Raw genomic sequence first — 16,143 nt, forward strand, 5'->3', positions numbered from 1 at the left:
CCTGACCCCTTCTCACATCAGCCCGTACGCCGCGGCCGCTCCGATCCCGGAGCGGCCGCGGTGGGTCATCGGCGCGGCGAGACCCGTCTCGTTGCATAATCGTCGGGACTCCCACGGAAGGACTGACCACACAGATGCCCCAGGTCGAGCTGCGCCTTCCCGCTGAAGGTGCCTACGTCTCCGTGCTGCGTACGACGACCGCCGCGCTCGCCGCACGCCTCGACTTCACCCTCGAGGACATCGAGGACCTGCGGATGGCGGTCAGCGAGGCGGCGGCGCTCTGTCTGGAGTGCGCCGCGGACGACGCCGATCTCGACGTCGTCTTCGACCTCGGCGAGGACACCATCGGGGTCACCGTGACCACCACCTGCGACGCCGAGGCCGAGATCGACGAGGAGAGCTTCGCCTGGCAGGTGCTCACCACGCTGGCCCGGGAGGTCACCGCCACCCCTGACGGCGACCAGCTCAGGATCTCCCTGGTCGCGGGAGCGACCCCGCTTGGAGCCGCGCGCTGACATGGCGCAGGAGACGATCCGGTCGTCGAGGTCGAGGAGCACGAGCGAGGTGGAGGACGCCCGCGCCCGCTCCCGCGAGCTCTTCACGACCCTCGCCGGCCCGGACCTGAGCGACGCCGAGCGCATCGAGGCACGCGAGGAGCTGGTCCACCTCAACATGGCGCTGGTCGAGTACTGCGCCTCCCAGTTCTACGGCCGGGGTGAGCCGCACGAGGACCTCGTCCAGGTCGGCGTGGTCGGTCTCCTCAACGCCGTGGACCGCTACGACCTCTCCCGCGACGTGGAGTTCTCGACGTACGCGGTGCCCACGATCCTCGGCGAGATCAAGCGCTACTTCCGTGACAGCCGGTGGGCCGTCAGTGTCCCCCGTCGCCTGCGCGACCTGCAGCAGAACCTGCGCGACGCGACCGCCGAGCTGTCCCAGGAGCTCGGCCGCTCCCCCACCGCCCGCGACCTCGCCACCCGCCTCGGGGTCAGCCTCGAGACCGTCGTCGAGGGCCTGGAGTCCAGCAACGCGTACGCCGCACTGTCCCTCGACTCCGAGAGCGACGAGACGGCGCCGATGCTCGACTCGCTGACCGCCCACGACCTGCGCCTCGACGACGTGGAGGTGCGGGAGTCGATCAAGCCAGTGCTCGACAGCCTCTCCGCGCACGAGAAGCAGGTGCTGATGCTGAAGTTCTTCCGCAACAAGACGCAGACGGAGATCGCGGCCGAGCTCGGCGTCTCCCAGATGCAGGTCTCCCGGCTGCTCAACCGCTCGCTCGCCCAGCTCCGCAAGGCGCTGGAGGAGGACTGAGTCAGCGCTCCTCGAGCGCGGCGATGCTCGGCGGCGCGAAGACGCCGACGAGGGCGACCACCGCGACCAGCGCGAGCCCGCCCGCGACGGCGAGATCCTCGCGCAGGTTCCAGGCCAGACCGAGCACGATCAGCTGGACGAGCACCAGCGGTGCCCGCGACCACGACTCCAGGCGCCAGAACATAAAGGCGCACCAGCCGATGCAGGCCGCGCAGAGCAGGAAGAACAGGCCGCCCGCGATCGCGGTCGTGAGCGAGGCGGCGTCGGGGATGCGTACGAAGTCCAGCGCTGCCCAGAGCAGCATCGCGGCAGCCTCGATGCCTGCGGCGAACACGGTCAGCAAGAGAGTCCAGGGACGATGCGGCGCGGTCACTTCAGCAGCCTAGGCCATGCCCGTACACTGGACCTCACGGGCGTGAGAGCGACGAGAGCATACACCACCGGTTGTGCGGGTAACTCACCGCGTTACCGAATTGTCTAGCCCCAGGAAGACTGAGTGTTACGGTCCGGTGACGAACCAGACACTGGTTAGGGGTTGTTTCGGAGTCCATTTCTTGGAACTCTAGAGACCAGCACGCACGTGAAGACATTCACACATCCCCGCCACGTGCCGACTCGCAGGGTCTCGAAGCACCAGGGCCTTGCCCATCCTACGTCAGAAAGAGGGTCTACCCAGCCATGGATTGGCGCCACCGTTCGGCTTGTCTCGATGAAGACCCGGAACTGTTCTTCCCCATCGGCAACACCGGCCCGGCCATCCTCCAGATCGAGGAGGCCAAGCAGGTCTGCCGGCGTTGCGACGTCCGGGAGCAGTGTCTTCAGTGGGCTCTTGAGGCCGGTCAGGACCACGGCGTGTGGGGCGGGCTGAGCGAGGACGAGCGTCGTGCGCTGAAGCGTCGCAACGCCCGCTCGCGTGTCCGCACCGCCGTCTGATCAACGCCCTAGAGGCCACCACCACTAGAGCTCCAACGGCAGCTCGACCGCAGCTCGTGCCCCATGGCCGTCAGGCCGGGGCCCCAGCGAGAGCCGGCCACCGAGCTCGCCTTCGACGAGAGTCTTCACGATCGACAACCCAAGATTTGTCGATGTGTCGAGACTGAACCCGTCGGGTAGTCCATGACCGTCGTCCTCGATGGTCACCTGGAGATGCCCGGCGGGTTGCTGTCGTACGGACATCACGATCGTGCCCGTCTCGGGGTCGCCGGGACCGCTGCCGCGGTAGCCGTGCTCGACGGCGTTCTGCAGGAGCTCGGTGACGACCATCGCCATCGGCGTGGCCACCTCCGAGGGCAGCAGCCCGAACGAGCCCTCACGGCGGACCCGCACCGCGACGCCGACCGAGGTGACCTCGCCGACCATGGAGGCGAGCCGGTCGGCGATCTCGTCGAACTCGACGGTCTCCTCGACGGCCTGCTGGGAGAGGATCTCGTGGACCAGCGCGATCGACCCGACGCGGCGTACGGCCTCGTTCAGGGCGTCCTGCGCGACACCGGAGTCGACCCGGCGCGACTGCATCCGGAGCAGCGCGGCCACGGTTTGTAGATTGTTCTTCACCCGATGGTGGATCTCGCGGATCGTCGCGTCCTTGGTGACGAGCTCACGATCGCGGCGGCGCAGGTCGGTGACGTCGCGCAGCAGCACCAGCGCACCGATCGCCTCGCCGCGCGGGCGCAGCGGGATCGAGCGCATGATGATCGCCATCACCCCGGTGTCGATCTCGGTGTCGCGGTGCGCCCGCCCGCCGAGGACCGCACTGAGCGTCTCCTCGTCGGGGCGCTTGCGCGGCGGCACCAGCGCCCGGGTCATCCCGGCCAGGGACTGGCCGGCGAGATCGCCGGAGAGGCCGAGCCGGCGGAAGACCGAGAGGGCGTTCGGGCTGGCGTAGTCGACGACCCCGTCGGCATCCACCCGCACGAACCCGTCCCCCACCCGCGGGGTGTCGGTGTGGTCGCTGCGCTGCCCGGCCGCCGGGAAGTAGCCGTTGGCGATCATCTGGGTCAGGTCGGCCGCCGTCTGCAGATAGGTCAGCTCGAGCTTCGAGGGCGTGCGTACGCCGAGCAGGTTCGTGTTGCGGCTCAGCACCGCGATGATGCGGCCGGCGCGGCGTACCGGGATGGTCTCGACCCGCACCGGGAGGTCGTCGCGCCACTCGGGGTCGCCCTCACGCACCAGCCGGCCGGCGTCGACCGCGTCGTCGAGGGTGGCGTGGCGGCCCTTCGGCACGAACATGCCGACGATGTCGTCGACGTAGGCCGTCGGGCCGGTCGTGGGACGCATCTGGCCGGCCGCCCAGAAGCCGTTGCCGGACTTGTCCGGCAGCCACAGCACCAGGTCGGCGAAGGAGAGGTCGGCGAGGATCTGCCAGTCGGCCATGAGCAGCTGAAGCCACCCGACATCCTCGCTGTCGAGGTCGGTGTGGCTCTGGGCAAGCTCACTCAGGGTGGGCACGCGCACAGCGTAGATGTAGACCAAGGTAGGGGCATTGCGCGGGTCGGTGGTACGCGCCTGGGCGGGTTTGGCAGGATGTTCCCCATGTCGGAGGCGTACTGGCGGGAGGTTCACTCGACCGGTCTCGCCGTACCCACGGACCGGCCCTTGGGCGATCTCACGATCGAGCTCACCCGGATGCTCGGCGACCCCGATCCGGACGTACGCAGCGGCCTGGCCGTGCCGGCCCTGTCGACGTGGATCCAGCGCGGCGTCTACGACGACCTGCTCGCGGGTCTGGGCGACGGAATGGCCGCCGGCCTCGTGGTCGGGCTCGGCGACTCCGGCAACAACGGCGTCTTCCGCCGGGCCTCCTCGGTCGAGGCCCTGGCCCAGTGCATCGCCCGCGACAACGCTCGTTCGCTGGTGCGGGCGGAGAAGGTGCTGGAGTGGGGCGACCGGATCGCCACCTGGCTGCTGCGTGAGCGCGACCTGCGCGCCTTCGTGCCCGAGCGCGGCTGGGCCCATGCGGTCGCCCGCGGCGCCGACGCGCTCGGCACGCTGGCCGCCTCCGAGCACCTCGGCAAGCCGGAGCTGACGGTCATCCTCGACGTGGTGGCCGACCGGGTGCTGGCCCGCGGGGACACCATCTACACCCACGGCGAGCCCGACCGGCTGGCGGCCGCCACCATGTCGGTGCTGCGCCGCAACCTGGTCCCGCTCAACATCATGGAGCCGTGGATCAACCGCATCGTCACCGTCGCCACCGCCACCCCGGAGACGCCCGACCGCGACCCGTTCCTGCTCACCGGCAACGCCGAGTCGTTCCTGCGGGCGCTCTACATCCAGCTCGCGCTCAGCAACGACATCCCCCAGATCCGCGGCGACCTGCTGCTGGTGGTCGTGGCTGCCCTGAAGAAGTCCAACCAGACCTATCTGACCTGACCGCGGGCCCCAGATTGGCCCTCACGCGCCTGGGTTTGAGAGACTGTCTCGAGGCCCCTCGGGGTCCACGTACCCCAATGGAGGAGATCATCATGGGCAAGACCGGCCGCAAGCGCCGCGCGCGCCGCAAGAAGGGCGCGAACCACGGCAAGCGCCCCAACAGCTGATCACGGCCCATCAGGGTCAGAGCTGTAATGACGTGAGAGCCCCAGCCGATTCGGCTGGGGCTCTCGTCGCGTCTGAGGCCGGGTCAGGACCTGGTGCGGAGCTCCTGGATCTGGACCATGATCTTGGCGCGCAGGTCGCCCGGAGCGACCTCGGTGCACGAGCGCGCGACCACCGCCTTCACGATGCGCTGCTGGTCGTAGGTCTCCAGGCAGGGGTTGCAGCTCTGCAGGTGGCGCTTGACCTCGTCGGCGTCCGGCTCGGCCAGCTCGTTGTCGATCAGGAAGACGATCTGCTCGAGGAAGTCCGCGCAGTCGGTGGGCGAGGCGTCGTGTTTGTGAGCACTCATGACGCACCTCCACGAGCGCCGGTGAGGTCGTTGGTCCGGACGTAGTCCGAGAGAAGATCACGCAGCTGGCGGCGGCCGCGGTGAAGACGCGACATCACGGTGCCGATCGGGGTTTCCATGATCTCGGCGATCTCCTTGTAGGCGAATCCCTCGACGTCGGCGAGGTAGACAGCGAGCCGGAACTCCTCCGGCAGGCGCTGCAGGGCGTCCTTCACCTGGGAGTCGGGAAGGTGCTCGAGCGCCTCCATCTCCGCCGACTTCAGACCGGTCGAGGTGTGCGACTCGGCCCGCGCCAGCTGCCAGTCCTCGACGTCCTCGGACATCGACTGCTGCGGCTGGCGCTGCTTCTTGCGGTAGGTGTTGATGAAGGTGTTCGTGAGGATGCGGTAGAGCCAGGCCTTCAGGTTCGTGCCGGGCTTGAACTGGTGGAAGGAGGAGTACGCCTTCGCGAACGTCTCCTGCACCAGGTCCTCAGCGTCGGACGGATTGCGGGTCATCCGCATCGCGGCCGAGTAGAGCTGGTCGAGGAAGGGCAGCGCGTCCCGCTCGAAGCGCAGCGCGCGCTCCTCGGGCGTCTCGGTGGCCAGGTCGACGACCTCATCATTGTTGTCGCTCATCACGTCCCAGGGTACGCGCGTGAGCACAGGTGCGCTCATCGGCGACACGTTTGCCGCGGGGCGTTCGAGGAGGATGGTCATGCTGCATGAACGCCGCGACGGCCGCCAAACATTCCCTGGTGTCAGGGATACCTGCCGGCGGCCGCCGGCTACGTCACGACGTCTGCAGGACGAACATGCTCCACGAGGCAGGAGGCAGCTCGGCCTCGAGCGCGCCACCCACGACCTTCGCCGAGTCGAACGTCGTCGGCACCACCCGGTCAGGATCCTCCATGGTGTTCACCGCGTACAGGTCCTCGCCGCCCAGGACGGCCGACTCGGCCAGCTCCACGTCGCCGAAGCGGCGCAGGTCCGTGGAGAAGGCCACGGACTCCGACGGGTGCCGGTTGACGACGAACACCGCCACCCGGCCGTTCTCCCGATCATGGGTCGCCACGGCGTCGAGGACGGAGACGTCACCGTGCTTGGCGGTCACGATCGTCGGAGCGACCACCCGCGGATCGAGCACCTCCCCCTGCGCGAAGCGGGCGGTCAGCGCGAACGGGTGGAAGATCGACTGCCGCCAGGCCGGGCCGCCGGGCTCGCACCTGATCGAGCCGATGGTGTTGACCAGCTGGGCCTGGCAGGCTGCGGTCACCCGGTCGCTGTGCTTGAGGAGCGTGATGAGCAGGGAGCCGACGACGACGGCGTCGAGCGCCGTGTAGGCGTCCTCGCTGAGCCGCGGGGCGACCGTCCACTCCTCCGGGGAGCCCTCCTGCTGGAACTTCTTCAGGTACCAGACGTTCCACTCGTCGAAGGAGATGTTGATCCGCTTCGGCGAGGAGAGCTTGGCTCCGACGTGGTCCGCGGTCGCGACGACCTCCCGGATGAAGAGGTCCATGTCGACCGACGAGGCGAGGAAGCTTGCGACATCGTCGCCCTCGAGCTCGTAGTAGGCGTGCGCCGAGACGAAGTCGACGACGTCGTAGGTGTGCTCGAGCACCGTCGCCTCCCACGCGCCGAAGGTCGGCATCGAGCGGCCCGAGCTGCCACAGGCGACCAGCTCCAGGTCGGCGTCGTACTGACGCATGCCGCCGGCCACCTCCTTGGCCAGCCGGCCGTACTCCTCGGCCGTGGTGTGGCCCAGCTGCCAGGGGCCGTCCATCTCGTTGCCGAGACACCACATCCGGATGTCGTGCGGCTCGCCGGCGCCGTGCGCGACACGACGGTCGGACAGCTCGGTCCCGCCGGGGTGGTTGGCGTACTCGAGCAGCTCGATCGCCTCCGCCAGCCCGCGGGTCCCCAGGTTCACCGCCATGACGGGCTCGATACCGGCCTTCCGAGCCCAGGTCATGAACTCGTTGAGACCGAACGCGTTGGTCTCGATGGTCCGCCACGCGGGGTCCAGGCGGGTCGGCCGCTGGTCGCGCGGCCCCACACCGTCCTCCCACCGGTAGCCGGAGACGAAGTTGCCCCCGGGGTAGCGGACAGCGGTCACCCCGAGCTCACGCACGAGATCCAGTACGTCCCCGCGCAGGCCGTCGGCGTCCGCGGTCGGGTGTCCCGGCTCGAAGATGCCGCCGTAGACGCATCGCCCCATGTGCTCCACGAACGACCCGAAGATCCTCCTGTTGACGGGGGCGACGGTGAACGCCGGATCGATCGTCAGCTTGCCGTTCTCCATGGGTTCCTCTCTCTGGTCTGGGCAGCGGTGACCCGGGCGCCGGCGACAGGCCGGCGCCCGGGATCCTTCGCGGCTACTCGAGCTGGTTCTCCAGATCGGCCTGCGCCTGGTCCAGCGCCTTCTTGGCCGGGACACCGTCCCCGAAGATCTGGTTGTACGTGCTGGTCGTGAACACCTCGTCGACCTTGGGCAGGTTCGGGTCCGCGAAGGACTCGAAGTGGCCGATGTCGCCCTTGACCTGGTTGAGCACGTCGAAGAGGTTGGTCCGGAAGTACTTGTTGAACTTGTTCTCCGGGTTGTGGGTGACCTCCTCGTCCTCCCACACGGACATGTTCACCGGGTCGAAGCCGAGCTCCTCCCAGACGGCGACGTTGGCCTCCGGCGACAGCTTCGCGAAGGCGAGCCACTCCATGGCGAACTCCTTGTCCGGGGAGCTGTCGATCACCGCGGTGCCGGTGCCGCCGCCACCGATCGTGGCGACCTCACCGCCCTCGACGATCGGTGCCGGTGCGATCGCGATGTCGCCGGCCAGGTCGGGCATGTAGTCGACGAACCGGGAGGTGTACCAGGCCGGGTAGACGACGGCCGCGTACTCGCCGTCGTTGATGGGGCCGTAGGCCTCCTCGATGTCCGGGCTGCCTCCGGGGATGGTCGAGATCGCTCCGGCCTTCTGCATGTCCTGCAGCATCTCGACCGCCTCGACGACCTTCGGGCTGTTGACGGTGACGTTGCCGTCCTCGTCGAACAGGTTCCCGCCGAGCTGCGCCATGATCAGCGGCTGCACGATGTTGGTGTCGGTGCTGGCGATGCCGAACGCCTTGCCGGTCGCCTTGTGGTACTCGGCACCGGCCGCCTTGAAGTCGTCCCAGGTCTTGATGGTCTTGTAGTCGACCCCGGCCTTCTCCATCAGCGGCACGTTGTAGAAGGCCACCTGAGCCCCGACGTGGGTCGGGAAGCCGAGCTGCTTCCCCTCCCGGTTGTACAGGTCCATCCGGGCCTGCACGATGTCGTCCTCGTACGGCTCGGCGGCCTCGGACAGGTCCGCCAGCGGCGTACGCCCGTCCTCGGAGACGAAGTTGGAGAACTTGTTCACCTCGATGTCCACGACGTCCGGGAGCCCCTTGCCGGAGTTCACCGCCAGCTGGAGCTTGTTGTGCATCTCGTCGTACGGGAAGACCGTGACGTCGAGCTTGATCTGCTTGTCGGGGTTCTTCTCGTTCCACTGCTCGGCCATCGCCTCGTAGTAGGTGCCGTGCAGCTCGGCGAACACCCACATCTCGATGCTGGTGCGACCTTGCGCGTCGGGCCCGCCTTCGTCCTCGGAGCCGCCGCAGGCGCTCAGCGCGAGCGTCGCGGCGAGCCCTGCGGCGAGCAAGGAGGTGATTCTCCGCCGTGTCGTCATGGTTCTCTCCATCTGTGAGGTGTGTACAAGGGGTCACCCCTTGAGCGCCCCGGCCGTCATCCCAGCGACGAAGAACCGCTGGAACAGCAGGAAAAGCACCAGGACGGGAAGGAGCGAGAACATGGATCCGATGATGAGAAGCTCGTAGTTGTTCTCATGCGGGGTGAGCAGGGTGTTGAGCCCGATCGGGAGGGTGAACTTCGACTCCGAACGCAGCACCAGCAGCGGCCAGAGGAAGTTGTTCCAGATGATCATCCCGTTGAGGATGGCCATCGCCGCGAACGCAGGCTTCGCCACCGGCACCACGATCTTGAAGAAGATGCCGAACTCCGTGGCACCGTCCATGCGGCCCGCCTCGAGCAGGTCCTTCGGGATGCCGAGGAAGTACTGCCGGAAGTAGAAGATCGTCACCGAGGCGGCCAGGAACGGCAGCACGATCACCGAGTAGGAGTCGGCCAGGCCGACGTCGTTCACCAGCACGTACAGCGGCAGCATCATGATCTCGAACGGCACGGCCATGAGCAGCAGCACGGCGATGAACAGCGCGGTCTTGCCCTTGAAGTCGTAGACCGCGAAGCCGTACGCCACGAACGAGCTGACCAGCAGCGTCCCGGCCACCTGCACGACCGTGAGCAGGATCGAGTTCGCGAACCACCGGAAGTACGGCCCGGAGTCGGTGAAGAGCATCACGTAGTTGTCCAGCGACAGCGAACCGAGATCGACGTCGAAGGAGAGCCCCCGCCGGATGACGTCGTTGCCGTCCTGGAACGTCGCCACGAACATGATCAGCAGCGGAGCGAGCACGACCAGGGTCAGCACCAGCAGGAACGCGGTCTGGACGGAGCCGTGGAGCCAGTAGGGCAGCTGGATCCTCGTACGTGTGGACCGCTCGCCGCTCATCGCGCACTCTCCTTCTTGAAGGTTCCGCTGAGCGTGAGGAACGTGAGGTTGATGGCCATGATCACCACGAGGAGCACGACGCCGACCGCGGAGGCGAAGCCCAGGTCGTTCTGCTCGATCCCCCGGCGGTAGAGGTAGCCGATCACCGTGAGCCCCTGGTCGTTCGGCGAGGCGTTGCCGCGGTAGAGCATGAAGCTCTCCAGGAACATCGCCAGACCGCCGTACACGCTGATGGTGGTGACGTAGACGATGGTCGGCTTCAGGTTGGGCAGGGTGATGTGGAAGAACTGCTGCAGCCGGCCGGCCCCGTCGATGGTCGCGGCCTCGTAGTACTCCTCCGGGATGGCCTGCATGCCGGCGAGGAAGTAGAGGATGTTGACGCCGGTCCAGCGCCACATCGCCAGTGCCAGCAGGGCGATCAGGCCGCCGGTGTCGATGCGGAGCCACCGCACCGGGTCGAGACCGACCAGCCCGACGATCTGGTTCATCAGTCCGGTGCCGGTCTCGGCGAACATCAGCCGGAAGATGATCCCGGCGACGACGACGGAGGTCAGCGCCGGCACGAACATCGAGGCCTTGAAGACCGCCTTGACGCGGTCGCTGCCGATCTTGGAGTTGATGAGCGCCGCCAGCACCAGCGGGATCGGGATCAGGAGCGCGATGGTCAGCACCATGTAGCGGGCGCTGTTGAACATCGCCTTCCAGAAGAGCCGGTCCTCCCAGAGCCGCTGGTAGTTGTCCAGGCCGACGAAGGCGGCCTGCCCGAACACCACCTCCTGGGTGCTCAGCATGAAGGTGCGCGCGAGCGGGAGCATCCAGAAGGCGAGCAGCGTGATCACGAACGGCGCGATGAAGAGGTAGGGCGCCGCCCTCTGCGAGTACAGCAGCCGCCGGAGAACGACCATCTGAAGACTCCTCTTCGCTGAGGCATCCCACGCGCGTGGGGGCATCGAACCACCGGTTTACGACGATGTACGCCTCTCACCAGCGGATTTACCACGTGGTAATCAGCGCATATCCTTGTCCTGTCGTCAGACCCCTGTCAAGGCTCGAACGTGACATTCGCCACATCGAGTGCTCGAAAGGGCAGGCGGGGCCGACGCAAACACCGATGTAGGCTGCCCCTGAACCGGGGGCACGAGGGAACACGAGGCGACGATGGCTGTGACGATGCGCGACGTCGCGATCCTGGCCCGCGTCTCCCCCAAGACCGTGTCCAACGTGGTGAACGACCATCCGAACGTGCACCCGGACACCCGTGCCCGCGTGCAGCAGGCGATCGCCGAACTGGGCTACCGGCCGAACCACTCCGCGCGCGGGCTGCGCTCGGGTCGCACCGGCGTCATCGGGCTGGCGGTGCCGGAGCTGAGGCAGGCCTACTTCGCCGAGCTGGCCGACGCGGTCATCGCGGCGGCGGCCAAGCGTGGGCTGAGCGTCATCGTCGGACAGCTCGGTGGCGACCGCGAGCACGAGATCGAGCTCCTCACCCACGGGCTCCCCCAGACCGACGGGCTGCTCTTCAGCCCGGAGCGGCTCGGCACCGAGGACCGCGACCTGCTGGCGTACGTCGACTTCCCGCTGGTCATGCTGGGCGAGTGGATCTTCGGCGGACCCACCGACCACGTGACGATGCACAACGTCAGCGCGGCCCGCGCAGCCGTGGAGCACCTGATCTCGCTGGGGCGCCGGCGGATCGCCGTCATCGGCGCGCATCCGGACGACGAGACCCGGGTGATGGGGCCGTCGAACCTGAGGATCCAGGGCTATCGGGAAGCTCTGGCCGCCGCCGGCATCGAGCACGACCCACGGCTCGAACGCGTGGTCGCGCCCTGGCATCCGGAGGACGGCGCCGACGCGGCCCGGCAGCTGATCGAGTCGGGGCTGGAGTTCGATGCCATCTTCACCCTGACCGACGCGCTCGGGCTGGGTGCGCTCAGGGCTCTCGGTGAAGCGGGGCGCGTCGTGCCCGACGACGTGGCCGTGATCGGCTTCGACAACATCACCATCAGCCACCTCACCATGCCCTCGCTCTCCAGCATCGACCCCGGCCGCACGGAGATCGCCGAGACCGCGGTCGGCATGCTCGTCGAGCGCATCGAGTGGGGCGCCGGGTCGTCGCGGCCGGCACGGCTGCACAAGGCTGCCTTCGACGTCATCGTGCGGGAGTCCTCCGGCGGGATGGCCTCCGCGACACCGAAGACCTCGTCGAGGCAGCCGGCCCCTCAGACCCTCAACGGGTGAGCCACGCGAAGGGCTCCTTCCCGGCCTCCACCCGGTTGACGAGCCTGCCGACCTCCGCGATCTCGATCTCCACCAGGTCTGCGGGCCGAAGGCTGAAGTCCAGGTCGGGAACGATCCCGGTGCCGGTGGCCAGCGCCGCACCGTCGGGGAAGTGGTTGGCGGCGAACAGGTAGTCGACGAGCTGCTGGATCGGACGCACGAGCTGGTCGGACGACGTCTCCGCGGCGACGACCTCGTGCCCGTTCCGGCGGACCACCAGGGTGATGGCGAGGTCGGTGGCGTCGGGGACCTCCCATGCGGGCCTGATGCCTGCCGCGAGCGCTGCTGCCCCGGCGTACACCTTGGCCTGGGACAGGTAGAGCGGGTTCTCGCCCTCGATCGAGCGGGAGCTCATGTCGTTGCAGACCGTGTAGCCGATGATCTCGCCGTGGGCGTTGACCACGACGGCGAGCTCCGGCTCGGGTACGTCGTGGCCGGAGTCGGCCCGGATGCCGACCGGCTCGCCTTCGGTGACCAGGCGCCAGGCCGGCGCCTTCAGGAAGAGCTCGGGCCGCTGCGCGGAGTAGACCTTGTCGTAGACCGACCGCTCGGCGCTCTCCTCCATCCGGGCGCTGCGCGAGCGGGCGTAGGTGACGCCCGCGCACCACAGCTCCGCCCGCCCATCCAGCGGGGCGAGCAGACGCACGGACGCGACCGGGACCGGCGCCGCGGAGGCGGACTCGACGGTGGCCCGCAGCTCATCGCGCGCCATCGCGAGGAGATCGGCCATGGGCCCGACGCTCATCGGGGTGATCGAGTCGTCCCTGCGTACGCCCACCCGGGGGCCGTCCCCGCTGTCGTACCGGACAAGATGCATCGGCTGCTCCTCAGTGGTTGTCGCGTGGGGTGCCCTGGGTCTGCGCGACGCGCTGGTACTTCACCGCGGGCTCGAGGACCATGCCGTCGGCGAGCTGGCCGACCATGGACCGCTGGATCTCCTGCCACGGGGTCTGCGACTCCGGCACCGGGAACTCCCCGAGCGCCTCGCGCCGCGCGGCCAGCTCCTCGTCGGTGACCAGCATGTCCGCCCGCCCCGTGTTGAGGTCGATCCGGACCCGATCGTCGGTACGCAGCAGCGCCAGGCCTCCTCCGGCGGCGGCCTCGGGCGAGGCGTTGAGGATCGAGGGCGACCCCGACGTACCGGACTGGCGGCCGTCGCCCACGCACGGGAGCGAGTGCACGCCCCGCTCGATGAGCGCGGCGGGAGGCTGCATGTTGACGACCTCGGCCGAGCCGGGATAGCCGATCGGGCCGACGCCCCGGATGAACAGGATGCACCCCTCGTCGATCTCGAGCGCGGGGTCGTCGATGCGGGCGTGGTAGTCCTCGGGCCCGTCGAAGACGATCGCGCGACCCTCGAAGACGTTCGGGTGCTCGGGGTCCGAGAGGTAGCGCTCGCGGAACTCGTCCGAGATCACGCTGGTCTTCATGATCGCGCTGTCGAACAGGTTCCCCGTCATCACGATGAAGCCGGCCTGCTCCACGAGCGGGTCGTCGAAGCCGCGGATGACCTCGGTGTCCTCGCTCACCGTGTCGCGGCAGTTCTCGCCGATGGTCCGTCCGTTCACGGTGAGCGCATCCTCGTGGATCAGGCCGTGACGCATCAGCTCGTGGACGACGGCCGGCACCCCACCCGCGCGATGGAACTCCTCGCCGAGGAACCTGCCGGCGGGCTGCATGTCGACCAGGAGCGGGATCCGGTGCCCGATGGTCTCCCACTCCTCGATGCCGAGGTCGACCCCGATGTGCCGGGCGATCGCGTTGATGTGGACCGGAGCGTTGGTGGAGCCTCCGATCGCCGAGTTCACGACGATCGCGTTCTCGAACGCGTCCCTGGTCAGGACATCGGAGGGCTTGAGGTCCTCGTGCACCATCTCGACGATGCGCCTGCCGGTCAGGTAGGCCACCCGGCCGCGGTCGCGGTGCGGCGCCGGGATGGCGGCGGAGCCGGGCAGGCTCATCCCGAGGGTCTCGGCGAGGCTGTTCATCGTGGCGGCGGTGCCCATGGTGTTGCAGTGGCCGGGCGAGGGTGCGGAGGAGGCGATCAGCTCGGTGAACTCCGCCTCGTCGATCTCTCCCGCGGCGAGCATCTCGCGCGCCTTCCAGATGATCGTGCCCGAACCGATGCGCTCCCCCTTGAGCCAGCCGTTGAGCATCGGCCCACCGGAGAGCACGATGGCCGGGATGTTCACGGTGGCCGCCGCCATCACGCACGCCGGCGTGGTCTTGTCGCACCCGGTCGTCAGCACCACCCCGTCGAGGGGATAGCCGTAGAGGACCTCCACCAGACCGAGGTAGGCGAGGTTGCGGTCCAGCGCCGCCGTCGGGCGTTTCCCCATCTCATGGATCGGGTGCACCGGGAACTCGAACGCGATCCCACCCATCTCCCGGATCCCGTCGCGTACGCGCTGCGCCAGCCCGAGGTGGTGCCGGTTGCAGGGTGCCAGGTCCGAGCCGGTCTGGGCGATGCCGATCACGGGCTTGCCCGACTGGAGCTCGTCCCGCGTCACGCCCCAGTTCATGTAGCGCTCGATGTAGAGCGCCGTCATCGCGGGGTTGGCCGGGTTGTCGAACCAGTCCTGGCTGCGCAGTCGATCGCCGTTTACCACGTGGTAAACCCTAGCGGCGCCGGGCATCAGCCGCCCTGGGAATCACCAGGGCTCAGCGGCGCACGTTCTAGGGGATGACCTCGCGGACCAGCCACTCCAGGGTGGACTCGACCAGGATCGCGTCGGCGTCGGCCTGCGTGATCGGGCCGCGCTTGCCGACGTTCAGGGAATGATCCGCCCCCGGGATCGGGGTCACCTCGATCCCCTCGGGGAACTCCTCGGGCCTGCCGAACCGGTCCCGGGTGCCCTGCAGCACGAGCGTCGGCACCCGCGCCTCCAGCAGCTCGTCGGCACGCGAGACCTGGGGCTTGCTGATCGGGTGCAGCGGGAAGGCCAGGCAGAGCGCCCCGGCGGCGCCGAACCCGCGCGCGGTGCGGACCGCCGAGCGGGCCCCCGCGGAACGCCCGCCGACCACCAGCGGGGTGCGCACCCGCATCCAGTTGGCCGCGATGGTCAGGGCCGCGTCGAGGGACTTCGGCGGCGTGGCCACCGGCTTCCCCTTGACCCGCCAGGGCTGCTCGAAGCGCACCACGGTGATGCCCTGGGCCGGCAGCGCGTCGTTGAGCGCCATCAGGTCGTGGGTGTCGATGCCGTTGCCGGCACCGTGGGAGAGCAGCAGCGTCGCCTGTGGTCGTCGCGCCCGGCGGGTGTAGAGCCGCCCCTCCCCGTAGGGCGTGTCGATCATCTGCGTCGTGGTTCCACCCATGTCATCCCCAGGCTTCCTCGAGCGGCAGCGGCTCGATGAGCTCACGGCCGTCGTTGCGTACGTTGCTCACCAGCGTCGAGACCGGGTAGGCCTCCAGCCGGCCGGGCGCCGCCGGGGTCAGCAGCTCCAGATCGCCCGGACGGGTCGGGTCGAGCCACTCGTCCCAGCGCTCACGCTCCACCATGAGCGGCATCCGGTCGTGGATCCGCCCCAGGGAGTCCTCCGCCTCGGTGGTGATCACCGTGCAGCTCCACAGCCACCGGCCGGGGTCGTCCTCGTCCTTGGTCGGGTCGGGCCACAGCTCGTAGAGACCGGCCATCGCGAGCACTCCCCCGTCCTTCGGGGTGATGAAGTAGGGCTGCTTGCGTGGCTTGCCCTTCGCATCGACGGCGTCGGTGGCGTACCACTCGAAGTAGCCGTCGGCCGGCAGCAGGCAGCGGCGCTTGGCGAAGGCCCGGCGATACGCCGGCTTCTCGGCGACCGTCTCCATCCGGGCGTTGATCATCCGGTTGCCGATCTTGACGTCCTTGGCCCACGACGGGACCAGGCCCCACCGTACGGAACGGAGCTGGCGCTCGCTGGACGCGTCGTCCTCGCGCGGCGGGCGCTCGAGGACTGCATAGACATCGTCGGTCGGGGCTACGTTGTAGCTCTCGGTGAGCGGCTCCTGCAGGCGCAGCTCATCGATCTCGAACTCCTCGGCCAGCTCGTCGGGTTGGCGGCTGGACGCGTAACGACCGCACATACGTTCACCTTAGCGCCGCAC

18 protein-coding genes are annotated in these 16,143 nt (G+C 68.5%); 6 read left to right on the forward strand and 12 right to left on the reverse strand.

Going from position 1 to position 16,143, the window contains the following annotated elements:
* The first annotated feature begins 134 nt into the window (after positions 1 to 134).
* Both UG56_RS23725 and UG56_RS23730 read left to right on the forward strand, forming a co-directional pair.
* Positions 135 to 515: an anti-sigma factor gene (locus UG56_RS23725; protein WP_045548787.1), complete on the forward strand. Its 381-nt coding sequence runs from the start codon at positions 135 to 137 to the stop codon at positions 513 to 515.
* A 49-nt stretch (positions 516 to 564) separates the two neighbouring features.
* On the forward strand, positions 565 to 1,314 hold the full coding sequence (locus tag UG56_RS23730) for a SigB/SigF/SigG family RNA polymerase sigma factor (RefSeq protein ID WP_256206863.1): 750 nt from the start codon (positions 565 to 567) through the stop codon (positions 1,312 to 1,314).
* A 1-nt stretch (position 1,315) separates the two neighbouring features.
* On the opposite strand, the gene UG56_RS23735 is transcribed toward UG56_RS23730, so the two are convergent.
* Positions 1,316 to 1,687, reverse strand: a complete 372-nt coding sequence (locus UG56_RS23735; RefSeq protein ID WP_143055171.1) for a hypothetical protein — start codon at positions 1,685 to 1,687, stop codon at positions 1,316 to 1,318.
* Between the two features lie 305 nt (positions 1,688 to 1,992).
* On the opposite strand from UG56_RS23735, the gene UG56_RS23740 reads away from it, so the two are divergent.
* Entirely contained in the window at positions 1,993 to 2,247 is a 255-nt protein-coding gene (locus UG56_RS23740) for a WhiB family transcriptional regulator (protein WP_008362075.1), read from the forward strand.
* A 24-nt stretch (positions 2,248 to 2,271) separates the two neighbouring features.
* Here UG56_RS23740 and UG56_RS23745 read toward each other — a convergent pair whose 3' ends face one another.
* A complete protein-coding gene (locus UG56_RS23745; protein ID WP_177191545.1) occupies positions 2,272 to 3,762 on the reverse strand; it encodes a sensor histidine kinase in 1,491 nt (496 codons plus the stop codon).
* Between the two features lie 84 nt (positions 3,763 to 3,846).
* Here UG56_RS23745 and UG56_RS23750 point away from each other — a divergent pair, with 84 nt between their 5' ends.
* Positions 3,847 to 4,686 carry a DUF2785 domain-containing protein gene (locus UG56_RS23750; RefSeq protein WP_045548790.1) on the forward strand — a complete coding sequence of 280 codons (840 nt, stop codon included), beginning with the start codon at positions 3,847 to 3,849 and terminating at the stop codon, positions 4,684 to 4,686.
* A gap of 92 nt (positions 4,687 to 4,778) precedes the next feature.
* Positions 4,779 to 4,853, forward strand: coding sequence for a 50S ribosomal protein bL37 (locus tag UG56_RS29185; protein ID WP_370249596.1), 75 nt, complete (start codon positions 4,779 to 4,781; stop codon positions 4,851 to 4,853).
* Positions 4,854 to 4,936: 83 nt separating this feature from the next.
* Here UG56_RS29185 and rsrA read toward each other — a convergent pair whose 3' ends face one another.
* From rsrA to UG56_RS23780, 6 genes are all read right to left on the reverse strand, one after another.
* Positions 4,937 to 5,200 (reverse strand): mycothiol system anti-sigma-R factor, encoded by a 264-nt coding sequence (gene rsrA / locus UG56_RS23755; RefSeq protein ID WP_045548791.1) that lies wholly within the window; start codon positions 5,198 to 5,200, stop codon positions 4,937 to 4,939.
* Positions 5,197 to 5,898, reverse strand: a complete 702-nt coding sequence (locus UG56_RS23760; protein WP_143055172.1) for a sigma-70 family RNA polymerase sigma factor — start codon at positions 5,896 to 5,898, stop codon at positions 5,197 to 5,199. Before UG56_RS23760 ends, rsrA begins: the two co-directional genes overlap by 4 nt.
* Positions 5,899 to 5,971: 73 nt before the next feature.
* Positions 5,972 to 7,480 carry an arabinosylfuranosidase ArfA gene (gene arfA, locus UG56_RS23765; protein ID WP_045548792.1) on the reverse strand — a complete coding sequence of 503 codons (1,509 nt, stop codon included), beginning with the start codon at positions 7,478 to 7,480 and terminating at the stop codon, positions 5,972 to 5,974.
* A 73-nt stretch (positions 7,481 to 7,553) separates the two neighbouring features.
* Positions 7,554 to 8,882: an ABC transporter substrate-binding protein gene (locus tag UG56_RS23770; protein WP_045548793.1), complete on the reverse strand. Its 1,329-nt coding sequence runs from the start codon at positions 8,880 to 8,882 to the stop codon at positions 7,554 to 7,556.
* A gap of 33 nt (positions 8,883 to 8,915) precedes the next feature.
* Positions 8,916 to 9,782, reverse strand: coding sequence for a carbohydrate ABC transporter permease (locus UG56_RS23775; RefSeq protein WP_256206865.1), 867 nt, complete (start codon positions 9,780 to 9,782; stop codon positions 8,916 to 8,918).
* Positions 9,779 to 10,687, reverse strand: a complete 909-nt coding sequence (locus tag UG56_RS23780; RefSeq protein WP_045548794.1) for a carbohydrate ABC transporter permease — start codon at positions 10,685 to 10,687, stop codon at positions 9,779 to 9,781. Before UG56_RS23780 ends, UG56_RS23775 begins: the two co-directional genes overlap by 4 nt.
* Before the next feature lie 253 nt (positions 10,688 to 10,940).
* Between UG56_RS23780 and UG56_RS23785 the strand changes: the two genes are divergently transcribed.
* Positions 10,941 to 12,023 (forward strand): LacI family DNA-binding transcriptional regulator, encoded by a 1,083-nt coding sequence (locus UG56_RS23785; RefSeq protein WP_045548795.1) that lies wholly within the window; start codon positions 10,941 to 10,943, stop codon positions 12,021 to 12,023.
* Here the strand turns inward: UG56_RS23785 and UG56_RS23790 are convergent.
* The 4 genes from UG56_RS23790 to UG56_RS23805 all read right to left on the reverse strand — a co-directional run bounded on the left by UG56_RS23790 (position 12,013) and on the right by UG56_RS23805 (position 16,122).
* Positions 12,013 to 12,879, reverse strand: coding sequence for a fumarylacetoacetate hydrolase family protein (locus UG56_RS23790; protein ID WP_045548796.1), 867 nt, complete (start codon positions 12,877 to 12,879; stop codon positions 12,013 to 12,015). The genes UG56_RS23785 and UG56_RS23790 overlap by 11 nt on opposite strands.
* A gap of 10 nt (positions 12,880 to 12,889) precedes the next feature.
* On the reverse strand, positions 12,890 to 14,671 hold the full coding sequence (locus tag UG56_RS23795; protein WP_305728742.1) for an IlvD/Edd family dehydratase: 1,782 nt from the start codon (positions 14,669 to 14,671) through the stop codon (positions 12,890 to 12,892).
* Between the two features lie 67 nt (positions 14,672 to 14,738).
* Entirely contained in the window at positions 14,739 to 15,377 is a 639-nt protein-coding gene (locus tag UG56_RS23800) for an alpha/beta hydrolase family protein (protein WP_071327289.1), read from the reverse strand.
* A 1-nt stretch (position 15,378) separates the two neighbouring features.
* On the reverse strand, positions 15,379 to 16,122 hold the full coding sequence (locus UG56_RS23805; RefSeq protein WP_045552009.1) for an SOS response-associated peptidase: 744 nt from the start codon (positions 16,120 to 16,122) through the stop codon (positions 15,379 to 15,381).
* Positions 16,123 to 16,143 lie beyond the last annotated feature (21 nt).

It is taken from the genome of Nocardioides luteus, from assembly GCF_000960475.2.
GTDB lineage: Bacteria > Actinomycetota > Actinomycetes > Propionibacteriales > Nocardioidaceae > Nocardioides > Nocardioides luteus_A.

Coding starts and splice junctions, on each gene's coding strand:
- UG56_RS23725 (WP_045548787.1), top strand. CDS start 135: ATGCCCCAGGTCGAGCTGCGCCTTCCCGCTGAAGGTGCCTACGTCTCC.
- UG56_RS23740 (WP_008362075.1), top strand. CDS start 1,993: ATGGATTGGCGCCACCGTTCGGCTTGTCTCGATGAAGACCCGGAACTG.
- UG56_RS23750 (WP_045548790.1), top strand. CDS start 3,847: ATGTCGGAGGCGTACTGGCGGGAGGTTCACTCGACCGGTCTCGCCGTA.
- rsrA (WP_045548791.1), bottom strand. CDS start 5,200: ATGAGTGCTCACAAACACGACGCCTCGCCCACCGACTGCGCGGACTTC.
- UG56_RS23760 (WP_143055172.1), bottom strand. CDS start 5,898: ATGACCATCCTCCTCGAACGCCCCGCGGCAAACGTGTCGCCGATGAGC.
- arfA (WP_045548792.1), bottom strand. CDS start 7,480: ATGGAGAACGGCAAGCTGACGATCGATCCGGCGTTCACCGTCGCCCCC.
- UG56_RS23770 (WP_045548793.1), bottom strand. CDS start 8,882: ATGACGACACGGCGGAGAATCACCTCCTTGCTCGCCGCAGGGCTCGCC.
- UG56_RS23775 (WP_256206865.1), bottom strand. CDS start 9,782: ATGAGCGGCGAGCGGTCCACACGTACGAGGATCCAGCTGCCCTACTGG.
- UG56_RS23780 (WP_045548794.1), bottom strand. CDS start 10,687: ATGGTCGTTCTCCGGCGGCTGCTGTACTCGCAGAGGGCGGCGCCCTAC.
- UG56_RS23785 (WP_045548795.1), top strand. CDS start 10,941: ATGGCTGTGACGATGCGCGACGTCGCGATCCTGGCCCGCGTCTCCCCC.
- UG56_RS23790 (WP_045548796.1), bottom strand. CDS start 12,879: ATGCATCTTGTCCGGTACGACAGCGGGGACGGCCCCCGGGTGGGCGTA.
- UG56_RS23800 (WP_071327289.1), bottom strand. CDS start 15,377: ATGGGTGGAACCACGACGCAGATGATCGACACGCCCTACGGGGAGGGG.
- UG56_RS23805 (WP_045552009.1), bottom strand. CDS start 16,122: ATGTGCGGTCGTTACGCGTCCAGCCGCCAACCCGACGAGCTGGCCGAG.